Annotated in this window: 17 protein-coding genes; 12 read left to right on the top strand and 5 right to left on the bottom strand. The window is 66.2% G+C overall.

Features of this window, described 5'->3' with window-relative positions:
* Positions 1-38: 38 nt before the first annotated feature.
* Complete coding sequence (locus RAH32_RS07960; RefSeq protein WP_306606894.1) at positions 39-1,145, top strand: site-specific DNA-methyltransferase; 1,107 nt, start codon at positions 39-41, stop codon at positions 1,143-1,145.
* An 88-nt stretch (positions 1,146-1,233) separates the two neighbouring features.
* Here RAH32_RS07960 and leuD read toward each other — a convergent pair whose 3' ends face one another.
* Positions 1,234-1,839: a 3-isopropylmalate dehydratase small subunit gene (gene leuD / locus RAH32_RS07955; protein ID WP_306606893.1), complete on the bottom strand. Its 606-nt coding sequence runs from the start codon at positions 1,837-1,839 to the stop codon at positions 1,234-1,236.
* 99 nt (positions 1,840-1,938) lie between these two features.
* Between leuD and RAH32_RS07950 the strand changes: the two genes are divergently transcribed.
* Positions 1,939-2,523 (top strand): hypothetical protein, encoded by a 585-nt coding sequence (locus RAH32_RS07950; protein ID WP_306606890.1) that lies wholly within the window; start codon positions 1,939-1,941, stop codon positions 2,521-2,523.
* A 45-nt stretch (positions 2,524-2,568) separates the two neighbouring features.
* Here RAH32_RS07950 and leuC read toward each other — a convergent pair whose 3' ends face one another.
* Entirely contained in the window at positions 2,569-4,005 is a 1,437-nt protein-coding gene (gene leuC, locus RAH32_RS07945; RefSeq protein WP_306606888.1) for a 3-isopropylmalate dehydratase large subunit, read from the bottom strand.
* Between the two features lie 215 nt (positions 4,006-4,220).
* On the opposite strand from leuC, the gene RAH32_RS07940 reads away from it, so the two are divergent.
* From RAH32_RS07940 to RAH32_RS07905, 8 genes are all read left to right on the top strand, one after another.
* Positions 4,221-5,576 carry a mechanosensitive ion channel family protein gene (locus tag RAH32_RS07940; RefSeq protein WP_306606886.1) on the top strand — a complete coding sequence of 452 codons (1,356 nt, stop codon included), beginning with the start codon at positions 4,221-4,223 and terminating at the stop codon, positions 5,574-5,576.
* Between the two features lie 134 nt (positions 5,577-5,710).
* The gene (rsfS, locus tag RAH32_RS07935) at positions 5,711-6,076 is read left to right on the top strand and encodes a ribosome silencing factor (protein ID WP_306607711.1); all 366 of its coding nucleotides are present in this window, start codon (positions 5,711-5,713) and stop codon (positions 6,074-6,076) included.
* 12 nt (positions 6,077-6,088) lie between these two features.
* Positions 6,089-6,556, top strand: a complete 468-nt coding sequence (gene rlmH / locus RAH32_RS07930) for a 23S rRNA (pseudouridine(1915)-N(3))-methyltransferase RlmH (protein WP_306606884.1) — start codon at positions 6,089-6,091, stop codon at positions 6,554-6,556.
* Positions 6,557-6,761: 205 nt separating this feature from the next.
* Positions 6,762-8,279 carry a 2,3-bisphosphoglycerate-independent phosphoglycerate mutase gene (gpmI, locus tag RAH32_RS07925; protein WP_306606882.1) on the top strand — a complete coding sequence of 506 codons (1,518 nt, stop codon included), beginning with the start codon at positions 6,762-6,764 and terminating at the stop codon, positions 8,277-8,279.
* Positions 8,276-9,457: a murein hydrolase activator EnvC family protein gene (locus RAH32_RS07920; RefSeq protein ID WP_306606880.1), complete on the top strand. Its 1,182-nt coding sequence runs from the start codon at positions 8,276-8,278 to the stop codon at positions 9,455-9,457. Before gpmI ends, RAH32_RS07920 begins: the two co-directional genes overlap by 4 nt.
* 17 nt (positions 9,458-9,474) lie before the next feature.
* Complete coding sequence (locus RAH32_RS07915) at positions 9,475-10,905, top strand: S41 family peptidase (RefSeq protein WP_306606878.1); 1,431 nt, start codon at positions 9,475-9,477, stop codon at positions 10,903-10,905.
* A complete protein-coding gene (locus RAH32_RS07910) occupies positions 10,898-11,389 on the top strand; it encodes an RNA pyrophosphohydrolase (RefSeq protein ID WP_306606876.1) in 492 nt (163 codons plus the stop codon). The genes RAH32_RS07915 and RAH32_RS07910 overlap by 8 nt, the downstream gene beginning before the upstream one ends.
* A 60-nt stretch (positions 11,390-11,449) precedes the next feature.
* Entirely contained in the window at positions 11,450-12,169 is a 720-nt protein-coding gene (locus RAH32_RS07905) for a ZIP family metal transporter (RefSeq protein WP_306606874.1), read from the top strand.
* A 55-nt stretch (positions 12,170-12,224) separates the two neighbouring features.
* On the opposite strand, the gene RAH32_RS07900 is transcribed toward RAH32_RS07905, so the two are convergent.
* Both RAH32_RS07900 and RAH32_RS07895 read right to left on the bottom strand, forming a co-directional pair.
* The gene (locus RAH32_RS07900; protein WP_306606872.1) at positions 12,225-13,481 is read right to left on the bottom strand and encodes a lytic murein transglycosylase; all 1,257 of its coding nucleotides are present in this window, start codon (positions 13,479-13,481) and stop codon (positions 12,225-12,227) included.
* A gap of 87 nt (positions 13,482-13,568) precedes the next feature.
* Positions 13,569-13,910: a DUF8846 family protein gene (locus RAH32_RS07895; protein ID WP_306606870.1), complete on the bottom strand. Its 342-nt coding sequence runs from the start codon at positions 13,908-13,910 to the stop codon at positions 13,569-13,571.
* Positions 13,911-13,987: 77 nt separating this feature from the next.
* On the opposite strand from RAH32_RS07895, the gene RAH32_RS07890 reads away from it, so the two are divergent.
* Positions 13,988-14,458, top strand: a complete 471-nt coding sequence (locus RAH32_RS07890) for a YbaK/EbsC family protein (RefSeq protein ID WP_306606869.1) — start codon at positions 13,988-13,990, stop codon at positions 14,456-14,458.
* Here the strand turns inward: RAH32_RS07890 and RAH32_RS07885 are convergent.
* The gene (locus tag RAH32_RS07885; RefSeq protein WP_306606867.1) at positions 14,448-15,287 is read right to left on the bottom strand and encodes an alpha/beta hydrolase; all 840 of its coding nucleotides are present in this window, start codon (positions 15,285-15,287) and stop codon (positions 14,448-14,450) included. The genes RAH32_RS07890 and RAH32_RS07885 overlap by 11 nt on opposite strands.
* 16 nt (positions 15,288-15,303) lie before the next feature.
* Between RAH32_RS07885 and kynU the strand changes: the two genes are divergently transcribed.
* A complete protein-coding gene (gene kynU, locus RAH32_RS07880; protein WP_306606865.1) occupies positions 15,304-16,491 on the top strand; it encodes a kynureninase in 1,188 nt (395 codons plus the stop codon).
* Positions 16,492-16,540 lie beyond the last annotated feature (49 nt).

Below are 16,540 nucleotides of genomic sequence, written 5' to 3'. Positions count from 1 at the left end.
CCGTCGAGGCAGAGATGATAAAGACCAAGGATCAGCGCATGGCAGCCGCGCGACCATTGCCCCTCAATCAAGTCTTGGCAGGCGACTGCATCCAGGTGATGAATGCGCTTCCCGAAGCCAGCGTGGACCTGATCTTTGCCGATCCGCCCTATAACCTGCAACTGCGGGGCGATCTGCACCGGCCGGACAATTCCAAGGTCGATGCCGTCGATGATCACTGGGACCAGTTCTCCGGTTTTGCCAGCTATGACGCCTTTACCCGCGACTGGCTGGCCGCCGCGCGCCGCTTGCTGAAGCCCAACGGTGCCATCTGGGTCATCGGCAGCTATCACAACATCTTCCGCGTGGGGGCCGAGATCCAGAACCAGGGCTTCTGGATCATGAACGACGTGATCTGGCGCAAGTCGAACCCCATGCCGAATTTCCGCGGCAAGCGGCTGACCAACGCCCATGAAACGCTGATCTGGGCCGCGAAGTCCGAGTCCTCGAAATACACCTTCAACTACGAGGCGCTGAAGTCGCTGAACGAAGGCACGCAGATGCGGTCGGACTGGGTGCTTCCCATCTGCAACGGCGGCGAACGGCTGAAGGACGCGGCGGGCGACAAGGCCCATCCGACGCAAAAGCCGGAATCGCTGCTGCACCGCGTCATCATCGGCACGACCAATCCCGGCGACGTGGTGCTGGACCCGTTCTTCGGCACGGGCACCACCGGCGCGGTCGCCAAGATGCTGGGCCGCGATTTCATCGGGATCGAGCGCGAGGCGGCCTATCGCGAGGTTGCCGAACGCCGCATCGGCCGCATCCGCCGCCTGGATGCCGAGGCGTTGGCCACCACCCGTGCCAAGCGGGCGGAGCCGCGCATCCCCTTCGGCCAGGTGATCGAGCGCGGGATGCTGCGACCGGGCGAGGAGCTTTATTCCATGAACAACCGCCACAAGGCTAAGGTCCGCGCCGACGGGTCGTTGATCGGCAATGACGTCAAGGGGTCGATCCACCAGGTCGGCGCGGCGCTGGAAGGCGCCCCGTCCTGCAACGGCTGGACCTATTGGCATTACCGGCGCGAGGGCAAGATGATCCCCATCGACATCCTGCGCCAGCAAATCCGCGCCGAGATGGAGGGCGAGGTGTCCCGCCCGAACTGAAATCGACGGTTCGCCAGGTTCCCCCGGCTGCCGCCAAGGTGGAACCCCCTTGCCCCGCCATCACGCATGGCGGGGCTTTTTCACGCCGTCAGACCCAGGGCCGGGCCTGCGCCATCTGCGTTTCGAAGCTGTCGATGCTGGGGGCCTTTTCCATGGTCAGCCCGATATCGTCCAACCCGTTCAGCAGGCAATGCTTGCGGAAGGGGTCGATCTCGAAGGCGAAGGAAACCCCGTCGGATGTCGTGACGGTCTGGTTTTCCAGATCCACCGTCATGCGGGCATTGGCGCCCTTGCGGGCATCCTCCATCAGCGTGTCAACGGCGTCCTGGGGCAGCACCACGGGCAGGATGCCGTTCTTGAAGCAGTTGTTGAAGAAGATGTCGGCGAAACTGGTCGAGATGACGCAGCGGATCCCGAAATCCAGCAGCGCCCAGGGCGCGTGTTCGCGCGACGATCCGCAGCCGAAATTGTCGCCCGCCACCAGGATCTGCGCATCGCGGTATGCGGGCTGGTTCAGCACGAAGTCGGGTAGTTCGTTGCCTTCCCGGTCATAGCGCAGTTCGTCGAACAGGTTGACCCCAAGGCCCGACCGCTGGATCGTCTTCAGGAACTGCTTGGGGATGATCATGTCGGTGTCGATGTTGACCAGCGGCATGGGCGCCGCGATGCCGGTCAGGGTGGTGAACTTGTCCATGGTGGTTCCTTGGGTGGTTGTATCCGGGCCCCCGTTGCGTCAGAGGCCCAGGGCAGGCGTCATTGCAAAGGGCGGAACGGGATCGTGGTTGGAAACTGGTTGATCGACTGTGTCAGCGCCCGCTGGGCGCCGCAAATCGGGGATCCGACCGCAACCGGGTGGCTGACGGTCCTGATCTATGGCCTGGGCACCGTTTCGGCCTTTTCGGTCTGGCGCCGCCTGCCCAAAGGTCAGGGCAAGGGCTTCTGGGCCGTGATGACGCTGATCCTGGCCTGCCTTGCGGTGAACAAGCAACTGGACCTGCAATCCGCCGTGACCATGACCGGCAAATGCCTGGCGCGCGTGCAGGGATGGTATGACGACCGTCGCCTGGTGCAACTGGCCTTCATCGCGGGGGTGCTGCTGGTCTTGGCGGTGGGCCTGCTTGCCGGACTTCGCAGCCTGCGGGGGCAGATGCGGCGCAACGCGGTGGCGCTGACGGGGCTGGCGGTCCTGTGCGCCTTCGTCGCCATCAGGGCGCTGAGTTTTCATCACTTCGACCGCCTGATCGGCCTTCGCGATCATGGGATCAGCGTGAATTTCCTGTTGGAGAACAGCGGGCTTGCCCTGATTGTCCTGAATGCCGCCGTATTGTTGCGCCATCCCGCGCGCCGCAGCACGGCACGCGCTACGGGACGGGGCTGAGCGCCCCGCCGCAAACCGGATGAATGTTCCCGCCATCACGGCCCCTCAGGCCGACTGGGCCGCAAATTCCCGGATATCGACCAGATGCCCGGCCACGCCCGCCGCCGCCGCCATGGCGGGCGACATCAGGTGCGTGCGACCCTTGTAGCCCTGGCGGCCCTCGAAGTTGCGGTTGCTGGTGGCCGCGCAGCGTTCGCCGGGGGCAAGCTGGTCGGGGTTCATCCCAAGGCACATCGAACAGCCCGCAAGGCGCCACTCGAAACCCGCGTCCTTGAAGATCTGGTCCAAGCCCTCTTCCTCGGCCTGGGCGCGCACAAGGCCCGAACCCGGCACGACCATGCCGCGCACGCCAGGGGCCAGCCTGCGACCGCGCAGCACGTCGGCCGCGGCGCGCAGATCCTCGATCCGGCCGTTGGTGCAACTGCCGATGAAGACCGCGTCGATGGCGATATCGGTCAGGCGCGTGCCCGGCGTCAGGCCCATGTAGTCCAGCGACCGGCGCGCCGCCTCGACCTTGCCGCCGGTGAAATCCTCGGGGGCGGGGACCGTGGCGGTGATGGGCAGCGCATCCTCGGGGGACGTGCCCCAGGTGACGGTCGGCGCGATATCCTCGCCGCGCAGGGTGACCACCTTGTCCCAACGCGCGCCGTCGTCGCTGTAAAGTGTCTTCCACCAGTTGACCGCCGCTTCCCATTGCGCGCCCTTCGGCGCATGGGGGCGGCCCTTGACGTAATCGAAGGTCGTCTGGTCGGGCGCGATCAGGCCTGCGCGGGCGCCGCCCTCGATGGCCATGTTGCAGATGGTCATGCGGCCTTCCATCGACAGGCTGCGGATCGCCTCGCCGCAATATTCGATGACATGGCCGGTGCCGCCCGCCGTGCCGGTCTTGCCGATGATCGCCAGCACCACGTCCTTGGCGGTGACGCCGGGGGCCAGGCGGCCGGTCACCTCGACCTTCATGTTCCTGGATTTCTTCTGGATCAGGGTCTGGGTCGCCAGCACATGCTCGACCTCACTGGTGCCGATGCCGTGGGCCAGGGCGCCAAAGGCCCCGTGGGTCGCGGTGTGGCTGTCGCCGCAGACCACCGTCATGCCGGGCAGGGTCCAGCCCTGCTCGGGGCCGACGATGTGGACGATCCCCTGGCGGATGTCGTTGACCGGGTAATAGACCACGCCGAATTCGCGGGCGTTGCGGTCAAGCGCCTCGACCTGGATGCGCGATTCCTCGTTGTCGATGCCTTGTTCGCGGTCCCAGGTGGTGGGCACGTTGTGGTCGGGCACGGCGATGGTGCGTTCGGGCGCGCGCACGCTGCGGCCGGTCATGCGCAGGCCTTCGAAGGCCTGGGGGCTGGTGACTTCATGGACCAGGTGGCGGTCGATATACAGAAGGCAGGTGCCGTCGGGCTGGCGGTCCACCACATGGGCGTCCCAGATCTTGTCGTAAAGCGTGCGTGCGGATGTGCGTGCGGATTCGGGGATCATGGCTGTCTGGCTTTCGGCTGTGAGGGAGTCGTGGCGAAGGATCGGCTGCGGCAGAACCGCAGCCCGTCACAGTCGCGCCGTCACGCCGCGCGTTTCGCCAAAGAACCGCGAAGGCAGGCGCGCGCGGTCATGGATGTCGAAATAGATGAACCCGGACATGGGCGATCTTTTATGCCCCTTTCCGCGTTGACGCAATATTGTCGGAAAGGCGAGGGATGGAGCCAATCGGTCCGAACGTCGTGGATGCCGCCCAGGGGCTGTGGTCGCGCATCGCCCTGTTTTTCGAGATGATGATCCTGCCCATGCGGCTGTATCAGCTGGCGGCCATCGCCGGGCTGGCCCTGCTGTCCTGGCTGGTGGGCCGGCTCGCATCGCGGCACTGGAACGCCTGGCTGCACGATCGCGTCGATTGGCCCAAATGGCGGCTGCGGCTGGGGGTGCTGATCGGGCGGCGCATGGCCCTGATCATCTTCGCGCTGCTGGCCTGGACCGTGGTCATCGTCATGCGGGAAATCACCTGGCCTTCGCGCAGCGCATTGATCGCGCTCGCGGCTTCCATCGCGACGGCCTGGCTGGTGATCTTCTTCGTGGTGCGTCTGATCGCCAACCGCCTGCTGCGCCGCATCGTCAGCTGGGCCGCCTGGATCTGGGTCACGCTGTTCCTGCTGGACCTGACCGAGCCGGCGGCCGGTTTCCTGGACAGCTTCGCCATCACCATGGGCGATCTGCGCCTGTCCGCGCTGACCGTGCTGAAGGCCCTGGTCGTGACCGGGCTGCTGATCGCCACCGCGCGGGCCTTGTCGCGGATGATCACGGGCAGGCTGGCGCGCAACGAGGACATCTCGCCCACCATGCGGGTGCTGACCGGCAAGCTTTTGCAGGTGGTGCTGTTCAGCCTGGCGGTCGTGGTCGGGCTGAGGGCGGTGGGCTTCGACCTGACGGGACTGGCCGTCTTTTCCGGCGCGGTGGGTGTGGGCCTGGGCTTCGGGTTGCAGAAGGTCGTCTCGAACCTGGTGTCCGGGGTGATCATCCTTCTGGACAAGTCCATCAAGCCCGGCGACGTGATCAGCCTGGGCGACACCTTCGGCTGGATCCAGGAACTTGGCGCCCGCTATGTCAGCGTGGTCACGCGCGACGGCAAGGAATACCTGATCCCGAACGAGGATCTGGTCACTGGGCAGGTGGTAAACTGGTCCCATACCGACAACTTCGTCCGGCTGGACCTGAAGTTCCGGACTTCCTACGACGACGATCCCCACAAGGTCAGCGCCATTGCCATCACCGCCGTCAAGACGGTGCCGCGCGTCATGTCGGACCGGCAGGCGGTCTGCTGGGTCACGGGCTTCGGCGACAGCGCCATCGACTATGTCCTGCGCTTCTGGATCGACGATGCCTCCAAGGGACTGACCAACGTGCGCGGGCAGGTCTATCTGGCGCTGTGGGACGCCTTCCAGGACCAGGGAATCACCATTCCCTTTCCGCAGCGGGAAGTTCGGCTTGTCAATCCGCCCCTGCGGGTCCAGAGGGTCACACCGCGGCCCGATGAAACGGAATCGGGCCGGGAACATTGAGATGGGCTGAAAAGTTGCTATCTTTGATCCATCCCCTGCGCCGGGGGCGATCGGCGCGCTGACCGGAGGATGTAACCCTGTCACAAGACGTCTCGCCGGCCACGGGGCCGGCTGCGACCCCCGCGCCGCAGGATCTGACCAGCGACCAGATCCTTGCCCGCATCCTGTCCTCGCTTGACGACGACAAGGCCGAGGACATCGTCACGATCGACCTGCGCGGACGATCGGCCATGGCGGATCACATGGTGATCGCATCGGGCCGCAGCGCGCGCCAGGTGGGTGCCATCGCCGAAAAGCTGGCCGAGCGGATGAAGCAGCTGACCGGCCGCACCCCTCGGATCGAAGGCAAGGATACCGGCGACTGGGTGCTGATCGACACCGACGACGTGATCGTCCACGTTTTCCGCCCCGAGGTTCGAGAGTTCTATCAGCTTGAGAAGATGTGGATGCCTGCCGATGCGCTGAGCCGTGTCCGCGACCAGGCCCGCCCGGCGCACTGACCGGCAGGCGGAATGCGCATCGACATCGTCGCGGTCGGGCGGCTGCGCAAGGGTCCCGAGGCCGCGATGGTGGCAGACTATCTGGACCGTTTCGCCAGGACCGGGCGCAGCCTCGGCCTGCCGCCCATCACCATTCATGAGGTCGAGGACAAGCGCGGCGGCGGCATGGCCGCCGAGGCCGAGCTTCTGACGCGCGCGATCCCGCAGGGCGCGGCCTTGGTGATGATGGACGAACGGGGCGAGCAGCCGACCTCGCCCGAGTTTGCCCGGCGGCTGGCGGGATATCGGGACGGGGCACGCGATCTCTGCTTTGTGATCGGGGGTGCTGACGGGCTGGACCCTGGGTTGCGGGCGCGGGCTGACTGGCAGATCAGCCTGGGCCGCATGGTCTGGCCGCACATGCTGGTTCGGGTGATGCTGGCCGAACAGCTGTATCGCGCGGCGACGATCCTGGCAGGCTCTCCCTATCATCGTGAGTGAATGCGGCGACCGAGCAGGGGGGCTGTCTGCCCCCTCTTGGCCTGCGGCCAATTCACCCCCGAGGATATTTGAGCAAAGGTGAATGTGCTTTTTCATTTTGGTCCAAATATCCTCTGGGGGTCCGGGGGGCGAAGCGCCCCCGGCTTCGCCGGTTGCCGCAACCGCCGCGCCAGCGTAACAAGGCGCAAATCATCCGAGGGGCGATATGACGAAACCTGTGGTCCTGTGCATTCTTGACGGTTGGGGGATCTCGGACCGGCCCGAGCAAAGCGCGCCGGATCAGGCGGCGACGCCGAACTTCGACCGGCTGATGCGCGACTGCCCTCATGCGACGCTGACCACCTTCGGACCCGACGTGGGCCTGCCACGCGGTCAGATGGGCAATTCCGAGGTCGGCCATACCAATATCGGCGCGGGCCGTGTTGTGGCGATGGATCTGGGACAGATCGACCTGGCGATCGAGGATGGCAGCTTCGTCGGCAACGAAGCCCTGGCCCGCTTTGTCGACCGGCTGCGCGCCACGGGGGGGACCGCGCATCTGATGGGGGTCGTGTCAGACGGCGGCGTCCACGGCCATGTGGTCCATGTCCAGGCCGCCGTCCGCGCCATTGCCGAGGCGGGCGTGCCGGTCGTCCTGCACGCCATCACCGACGGACGCGACGTGGCCCCGCAATCGGCGATGGGCTTCATCACCGAATTGCAGGGCACGCTTCCCGAAGGCGCGCGAATCGGGACGGTGATCGGGCGCTACTATGCCATGGACCGCGACAACCGCTGGGAACGGGTCGAGCGCGCCTATCGCGCCATCGTGACCGGGCAGGGCGAGGCCGCGCCGTCCGCCGATCTGGCCGTGACCGCCGCCTATGCGCGCGGGGAAACGGATGAATTCATCCAGCCCTTCATCATCGACGGCTATAACGGCGCATTGGATGGGGACGGGTTCTTCTGCCTCAACTTCCGCGCCGACCGTGCACGAGAGATCCTGACCGCGCTTGCCGATCCGGCCTTCGACCATTTCGACACCAGCGACCGTCCCGAATGGGCGGCTCTTCTGGGGATGGTCGATTACAGCACCCGGCACAACGAATTCATGACAACGGCCTATCCCAAGCGGCAGGTGGCCAACACGCTGGGGGCATGGGTTGCCGCCAAGGGCCTGCGCCAGTTCCGCCTGGCCGAGACCGAGAAATACCCCCATGTCACCTTCTTCCTGAACGGCGGCAAGGAAACGCCCGAGCCGGGAGAGGACCGCTTCATGCCCGCCAGTCCCAAGGTCGCGACATACGATCTTGCCCCCGAGATGGCGGCGGATCAGGTGGCCGACAAGCTGGTCGAGGTGATCGGCGCGGGCTATGACCTGATCGTCGTGAATTTCGCCAATCCCGACATGGTCGGCCATACCGGCAGCCTGTCCGCCGCCGTCCTGGCCTGCGAGGCCGTGGATCGCGGCCTGGGCCGGATGCTGGAGGCTTTGGACCGCGCCGGCGGGGCTGCGGTGATCTGCGCCGACCACGGCAACTGCGAAACGATGATCGATCCCGCGACCGGCGGGCCGCATACCGCCCATACCACCAACCCGGTGCCGGTGATCGTCTATAACGGCCCGGCGGGCGCCCGGCTGCGCAACGGCCGCCTGGCCGATCTGGCGCCCACGGTCCTGCATCTGATGGGCTTGGACAAACCCGTTGAAATGACCGGCGAAAGCCTGATCGTGACCTCATGAAGCCGCTTTTCTCCCTGATCCTTGCCGCGCTGATTGCGGTCGCACCCCCGTCAACGGCCCAGGAAACCCAGCCTTCGGTGACGGCCGCCGTGGCCGAGGCCGAGGGCGCCGCAGCCCAGTTGCGCGCGGCCGTGGAGAAACTGGCCGATGCGGTTTCCGCCGATGATCAGGTGGTGGCGCTGACCGAGGTGATCCGGGGCTATGAGCAGGGCCTTGCCGCCCTGCGCGACGGCTTGCGACAGGCAAGCGCCAGGGAGGCCGAGCTTCGCGCCCGGTTCGAAGCGCAGCGCGGGCGCCTGGTCTCGGTCCTGGGGGCGATGACGGCGCTGCAGCAGGCGCCCGAGACAACCATGCTGCTGCATCCGGCGGGCGCGCTTGCCAATGCGCGGTCGGGCATGGTCATGAGCGACGTCACCCCTGGCCTGCGGGCGGAAGCCGAACGGCTGCAAGAAGACCTGGCCGAGATCGCCACCGTGCGCGACCTTCAGGCCGGCGCGGCGCAGATGCTGGGCGCCGGTCTGGCTTCGGTCCAGGAGGCGCGCAGGCTTCTGGCAAGCGCCGTCACCGACCGGTCCAGCCTGCCGGTCCGCTATGCCGATGCGCCTGCGGAACTGCAGAAGCTGCGCGACGCGGCGCAATCCCTGGACGAATTCGCGGCGGGCGTTTCCCGGTTGCAACTGGATGTCGGCCCCCCGATGGAGGATTTCGAGGGCGCGCAGGGCACCCTGCCGCTGCCGGTGGTGGGCACGATCCTGCGCCTTTACGGCCAGCCTGACGCGGCGGGTGTCGAACGTCCCGGCTGGGTGATCGCCACGCCCCCGGCCGCCCTGGTCACGACGCCCTGGGCCGCCACGATCCGCTATCGGGGTCCGCTTCTGGATTACGGCAATGTGATGATCATAGAGCCCGCGCGCGGTTATCTTCTGGTCTTCGCAGGCATGTCGCAGGTGTTCGGAGAGGTTGGCGACGTTCTGCAGGCGGGCGATCCGATCGGCCTGATGGGCGGGACCGAGGCATCGGCGCAGGAATTCGGCGCGCAATTCGTGGCCGATGCCGCTATCGGCGGCAATGCAGGGCGGACCGAATCCCTGTATCTTGAATTGCGCAAGGGACAGGAAACTCTGGACCCGGCGGAATGGTTCGTGCTGAATCCCGTCGTGGAGCCTGAACAGGATTGAAGGCAGGAAAGGCCGTCATGAAACATTATCTGATCGCAGGCGTGGGTGGCGTTCTGGCCGGTGCGCTGCTGACCACCCAGATCGCCGGGCCGCTGGTGGCACAGGAAACCGGCAGCAATGCCTCGATCTATGAGCAGCTTGAACTGTTCGGCAACGTGTTCGAACGGGTGCGCGCCGATTATGTCGAGGCACCCGACGACAAGGAACTGATCGAGGCCGCGATCAACGGGATGTTGACCTCGCTTGACCCCCATTCGTCCTTCCTGTCGGCCAACGATTACGAGGACATGCAGACCCAGACCCGCGGCAGCTTTGGCGGCCTGGGGATCGAGGTCAGCCAAGAGGAAGGGCTGGTCAAGGTCGTCTCTCCCATCGATGATACTCCGGCTGCCGAAGCCGGCGTGAAGTCGGGCGACTTCATCACCCATGTGAACGGCGAATCGCTGATGGGCCTGACGCTGGACCAGGCGGTGGACATGATGCGCGGTCCCATCGGGTCCGAGATCACGGTCACCATCCTGCGCGAGGGCGAGACGGAACCCTTTGACCTGACCATGACGCGCGACACGATCAAGCTGACCGTGGTCAAGACGCGGATCGAGGGCAAGTCGGTCGTGCTGCGCGTGTCCACCTTCAACGACGAGACCTATGATACGCTGAAATCCGAACTGGACAAGGCCGTGGCCGAGGCGGGCGGCATCGACAAGGTGACGGGCTTCGTGCTGGATCTGCGCAACAATCCCGGCGGGCTTCTGAACCAGGCGATCAGCGTGTCAGACGCCTTCCTGGATGCGGGCGAGATCGTTTCCACCCGTGGCCGCAACCCCGAGGAAAGCGAACGCTGGAACGCCGAACCCGGCGATCTGGCGCAGGGCAAGCCGATGGTTGTCCTGACCAACGGCGGTTCGGCCAGTGCCTCGGAAATCGTCGCGGGCGCCTTGCAGGATCACCGCCGTGCCATCGTCGTGGGCGAAAAGACCTTCGGCAAGGGTTCGGTCCAGACGGTGATGCCGGTCACCGCCGACAGCGCCATCCGCCTGACCACGGCGCGCTATTACACGCCGTCGGGGCGTTCGATCCAGTCGCTGGGCATCCAGCCCGACATCCTGGTGGCCCAGCCCACCCCCCCGGCCACACCCGAGGATGAGGAGGAAGGCCCGCGCACGCAGTCGAACTTCGGCCGCTCCGAGGCTGATCTGCGCGGCGCGCTGAACAACGATTCGGTCAGCGAGGACGAGAAGAAGCAGATCGAGGACGAGGCCGCCGAGGTCGAGGCCACCGCAAAGCTGCGCGAGGAAGACTATCAGCTGGCCTATGCGGTCGATATCCTCAAGGGCTTGGCTGCGGTCGATTTCCGTGCCGATCAGGTGCCGACTGCGGCAACCCCTGCCGTCACGGGCGAGGGTTCGGGAACCGAGGGAACCGGGGCGGCCAAGACGAATGGCTGATGCGGAACGGACGGGGCCGGGGGGACTTCCCTACCGGCCCTGCGCGGGCGTCGTGCTGATCAACGCCGAGGGGCTGGTCTTCGCGGGCCAGCGGATCGACATGCCCGGCGCCTGGCAGATGCCCCAGGGCGGCATCGACAAGGGCGAGGATCCCCGCCAGGCCGCCCTGCGCGAACTGGTCGAGGAAACCGGCGTCTCCCCCGACAAGGTCGAGGTGTTGGGTGAAACCCCCGGCTGGGTTTACTACGACCTGCCGCCCGAACTTCTGGGCAAGGTCTGGAAGGGCCGATACGGTGGGCAGCGCCAGAAATGGGTGCTGATGCGGTTTTTGGGCAGCGATACTGACATCCGCATCGACACCGATCACCCCGAGTTCGAGGAATGGCGGTGGATGCCGGCGGCCGCGCTTCTGGAGAACATCGTGCCGTTCAAGCGCGGGGTGTACGAGGAGGTGCTGGCGGCATTTGGCGACCATTTGGCCTGATCCTGGGCCGCCGCGTGGCGGCACGCAGGAACACTTGGCCGGCTTGACGGTTGTTCTGGAATGATCGTCGTGACATTTGCCTTTGCCATTCTTTTTGCCCTGGTCCATCTGGGCATCGGAGTCTTGCGGTTTCTTGACAAGACGCCTCGAAGCCGATGGCTGTCTGCTGCCGGCGGCATCGCGGTGGCCTATGTGTTCCTGCATGTTCTTCCCGAACTCAGTTCACACAGAGACACCTTTGCGGATGCGCTGAATACGTCCGGCGGCACTGCCGAGGACATCGTCTATGGATTGGCCTTCGCGGGACTTGCGGCCTTTTATGGACTTGAGCGTGTCGTCAAGAGATCGCGCAAGAAAAACGCGCAACCCGATGGAACTGCCGGAGCCTTCTGGCTGCATATCGGCTCATTCGCGGTTTACAATTTCATCATCGGGTATCTGCTGCTGCACCGCGAGGAGGGGGGCCTTCGTTCCTTGCTGTTTTATGGCACAGCGATGACGGTGCATTTCATCACCAACGACTTCAGCCTGCGCAGCGATCACAAGGCGCGCTATGATCACCTTGCGCGGTGGATACTGGCCGGGGCGGTTCTTGCCGGCTGGCTGATGGGCTACGCCATCACGATTTCGGAAACGGCCATCGGGATGCTGTTTGCGTTTCTGGCGGGCGGCGTTGTTCTGAACGTCCTCAAGGAAGAACTGCCCGAAGAACGCGAAAGCCGTTTCGTGCCATTTCTTCTGGGAGGAGCAGGTTACATGGCCCTCTTGCTGGCCATATAGGACGTCTTGCCGGCCCGGGCAGATGCACTGCCTGCCCGGGCCGGAGGCTGTTTGGTCAGTTGCGCAACTGACCCAGCAGGATCGAGGTCGGGTAACCATCCGGCGTGACCCCGATCGACCGCTGGTAGGCCGCGACCGATTCCATCGTGGCCGATCCGAACAGGCCGTCGATCTCGCCCTGGTAGAAGCCCTTGGCGCGCAGGCGCTGCTGGATTTCCTGGCGCTCGGACGTGGACAGCGGACGGTCGTTCCGGGGCCACGACCCCTGGATGCCCGCGCGGCCCGCGATGCGTTCGCCCAGGAAGGCCACGCCAAGCGCATAGTTGTCCGAGTTGTTGTAGCGCAGGATCGACCGGAAGTTGTCGAGGATCAGGAAGGCCGGGCCATTGGCCCCCGCCGGCATGATGATGGACCCGTTGCCCGAGGGGAGCGCGCCGCCGCCGATCCGGCGCACGCCCTGCGCGGCCCAGTCCGAACGCCGCGTGCCCTTGCCCACCAGCCCCATGTTGAAGCCCGACGGCAACTGCACCTCGGCGCCCCAGGCCTGCCCCGGCACCCAGCCATTGCGGCGCAGATAGTTCGCGGTCGAGGCGAGCGCGTCGGTCGGATCCTCGGACCAGATGTCGCGGCGGCCATCGCCGGTGAAATCGACCGCATAGTCCAGATAGGAGGTGGGCATGAACTGCGTGTGGCCCATCGCGCCGGCCCAGCTTCCCAGCATGTGTTCGGGATCGGTGTCGCCTGCCTGCAGGATGCGCAGCGCGGCGATCAACTGGTTCTGGAACATCTCGCCCCGCCGGCCGTCATAGGCCAGCGTCGCCAGCGACGGGATGATCTGCATCTTGCCCCGGTTGGCGCCGAAATTCGATTCCATCCCCCAGACGGCCAGGACGATCTCGCGCGGGACGCCGTAGCGCGCCTCGATCTGCGACAGCGTGCCCGACAATTGCGCCGCCTTCTGGCGGCCGGTGGTCACGCGCACGTCCGACACGGCGCTGTCCAGATACAGCCAGACGGGACGGCTGAATTCGGCCTGCTTGCGGTCCAGGCGGATCACCTCGGGGTTATAGCGCGCGATGCGCATGGCCCGGTCATAGGTGGCGGGCGACACGCCCGAGGCCACGGCGCGCGACCGGAAGGACTGCACGAAACGCTGCAACCCCGCTTCGTCCCCGGCGGATGCCGCGGGGATCGGCGCGGGCGTGACCGGGGCGCTGCCCGACATGGCGCCGGGCGCGCGGTTCATCGGGCCTGCGCAGGATGCCAGGGCCCCCACCAATGCGGTGGTCAGGAAGATGCGGGTGATGGTCATAGGATCGCCTGTCCGTGTAACTGCTGTTGTTCTGGTTGCAGGGCAGTCTAGCGAATGGGATGCGGGTTGAATAGGCCCGCAGGCCCTTCAGTGCAGCGTTTCGCCGTCGTCCGACGCCCCTTCGCAGCCTTTGAAGAAGGGCTGCATCTGCGCGATGATGACCGAATTTTCGTCCAGGGCGCGCTGCATCAGGGCGCGTTCCTCGTCGTCGATCTCGTGCCCTTCGGCCAGGCGCTCGTCCAGAGTGCCGTAGCCGGTCACGTCCAGGGGCGCGAGATCCGCCTGCTTCAGAATGGCCACGGTTTCGCGCACCGCCTCGGACTCGTCCTTTCCGGCGGCATAGCAGATCAGCGCGGCGCCGGTCGAGCCGTCGGGCAGGCCGTCGTTCTTGGCCCGGCCCACCTCGACCAGAAGGGTATAGACGTTCATGGCGATCTCCGGTGATGATCGGTCTTGCAACAACACGGCTGACGCCAAAGCGCAAGGCGCATGGCGCGGGGGACAGGATGAGCAAGAGCGTGGCGCGGGTCAGGGCGGCCCTGGACGGGGCAGGGGTGGCGACCGAGATCCTGGAAATGCCTGACAGCACCCGCACCGCCGAGGATGCGGCGCGGGCGGCGGGTTGCGCGGTCGATCAGATCGCCAAGTCGATCATCTTCCGGGGGCAGGATACGGGCCATGTCGTCCTGTTCCTGACCGCTGGCGGCAACCGGGTCGATCCGGCCCGCGCCTCGGCCGTCGCGGGGCAGCCGCTGGGCAAGGCCGATGCCGTGCTGATCCGCGAGGAAACGGGCTTTGCCATCGGCGGCGTGGCCCCGGTAGGGCACCTGAAGCCGGTAACGGCCTTCTTCGACCCGCGCCTTCTGGACTTTGACCGCGTCTGGGCGGCGGCGGGGACGCCCCGCCACATCTTCGCCATCGCGCCCAACCGGCTGCTGGACCTGACCGGTGCGAGGCTGGCTGATTTCACCGGCTGAGCAGCCGCTCCAGCAGGGGACTGCCGGGCTGTTCCAGCTGGTCGATCACGTCGAAATGGTGGCGGCCGGGGTCGATCACGCACTCAGTCGGGGCGCCCAGACCCGCCCAGACATTCGCCAGCAGGCGCGCCTGGCGGATGAATTCGGGACGCTCTGCCCCGCCGACCCAGGTGGTGACGGGGATGCCGGGGCGCGGGATAAGCAGGGCGGGGCTTTCGGCTGCGGCCTCGGCCACGTCCAGGCGCAGCGTCTCGTTCATCGCGGTCCGCATCAGCGGGCGCAGGTCGGTCAGAGGAGAAATCGGGACGCAAGCCCTCACCCGCGCGGCCACCGCATCGGGCAGCGTGCCGTCGTCACAAACCATCCGCGCGGCCAGATGTCCGCCCGCCGAATGGCCGGTCAGCGCGATCGGGCCGTCCACCTGTGCCGCCGCCTGGGTGATCGCCTGTGCCACCTCGGTCACCATCTGCCCGATGCGGGCTTGTGGGGCCAGCGCATAGCCAGGCATGGCCACCGCCCAGCCACGCGCAAGGGCACCCGCGGCCAGATGCGACCACATGCCGGGCTCGAACCGCATCCAGTATCCGCCGTGGATGAAGATCATCAGCCCTTTCGGCATACCGTCAGGATGAAACAGATGCCCGCGTCCCAACGGCCTGGGCGGGTGGGTTTCCCTGAATGCTGCGGCGGCGGACTGCCAGCGGGGCACGAAGCTTTCGGCCTGCGGGATATGGGCGCCGTTCGCATAGGCGTCGTCCCAGTCTGTGACGTGATAGATCATGCTGCCCTCTCTTTTCGGCAGGAAAGGCTGCTGATAGCCTGCGGTCAAGACAGGGAACCTTGCCATGACCGATTTTGCCGCCACCCGCCGCGCCTTTCACCTGCCCCAGGGGATCACCTATCTGGACGGCAATTCGCTGGGACCGATGCCTGTCGCGGCCAGCGAACGGGTCGCCCGGATGATGGCCGAGGAATGGTCGGAAATGCTGATCACCGGCTGGAACAAGGCGGGCTGGTATGTCCAGCCGCGCAAGGTCGGCGACCGCATCGCCCGCCTGATCGGCGCGGGGCCGGGGCAGGTGGTGATGGGCGACACGTTGTCGATCAAGGTGTTCCAGGCGCTCAGCGCCGCGCTGGCCCTGCGCCCCGGCCGCCGGGTGATCCTGTCGGACAGCGGCAATTTCCCGTCCGATCTTTATGTGGCCGAAGGGCTGGCCCGCGCGGTTGGCGCCGAATTGCGCGTCGTCGCGCCAGAGGAGGTCGAGGCCGCGATCACCGGCGACCTCGCCGTCCTGATGCTGACCGAGGTCGATTACCGCACCGGCCGCCGCCACGACATGGCCGCGTTGACGACCCGCGCCCATGACGCCGGGGCCTTGGCCTTGTGGGATCTGGCCCATTCCGCAGGGGCGGTCGATGTGGATCTGACGGGCGCGGATGCCGATTTCGCGGTCGGCTGCACCTACAAGTATCTCAACGGCGGGCCGGGCGCGCCGGCCTTTATCTGGACCCATCCCCGCCATGCCGATGCCGCCCAGCCGATCCTGCAAGGCTGGATGGGCCATGACGCGCCTTTCGCCTTTGACCTGGGCTATCGGCCCGCGCCGGGGATCGAGCGGATGCGTGTCGGCACCCCCCCTGTGATTGCCCTGACCGCCTTGGACGCGGCCCTGGACGTGTGGGATGATGTCGGCCTGGCCGACCTGCGCGCCCGGTCGATCGAGCTGACCGAAGCCTTCATCGCAGGGGTCGAGGCGGCCTGCCCGGACGTCGTGCTGAATTCCCCGCGCGATCCGGCCCGGCGCGGATCGCAGGTCAGCTTCCGCCACCCCCAGGGCTATGCGGTCATGCAGGCGCTGATCGCGGCAGGGGTCATCGGCGATTTTCGTGCCCCCGACGTGCTGCGATTCGGGTTCGCGCCGCTTTACAACGATCTGGACGATGTCGGACGGGCAGTGGATGCCTTGGCCCGTATTCTGCGCGACGGCAGCTGGAATGTTGAAAGGTTTCAGCAAAGGGCCGCCGTGACGTAGGGGCAGAGGGCTTCCCCCGGGCCTGTTTGTGCCGCACATATGCGACATT

It is taken from the genome of Paracoccus yibinensis (assembly GCF_030846195.1).
Lineage (GTDB): Bacteria > Pseudomonadota > Alphaproteobacteria > Rhodobacterales > Rhodobacteraceae > Paracoccus > Paracoccus yibinensis.
The sequence above is the reverse complement of the archived record's forward strand: the minus strand, read 5'-3'. Positions and strand labels throughout refer to the sequence as shown.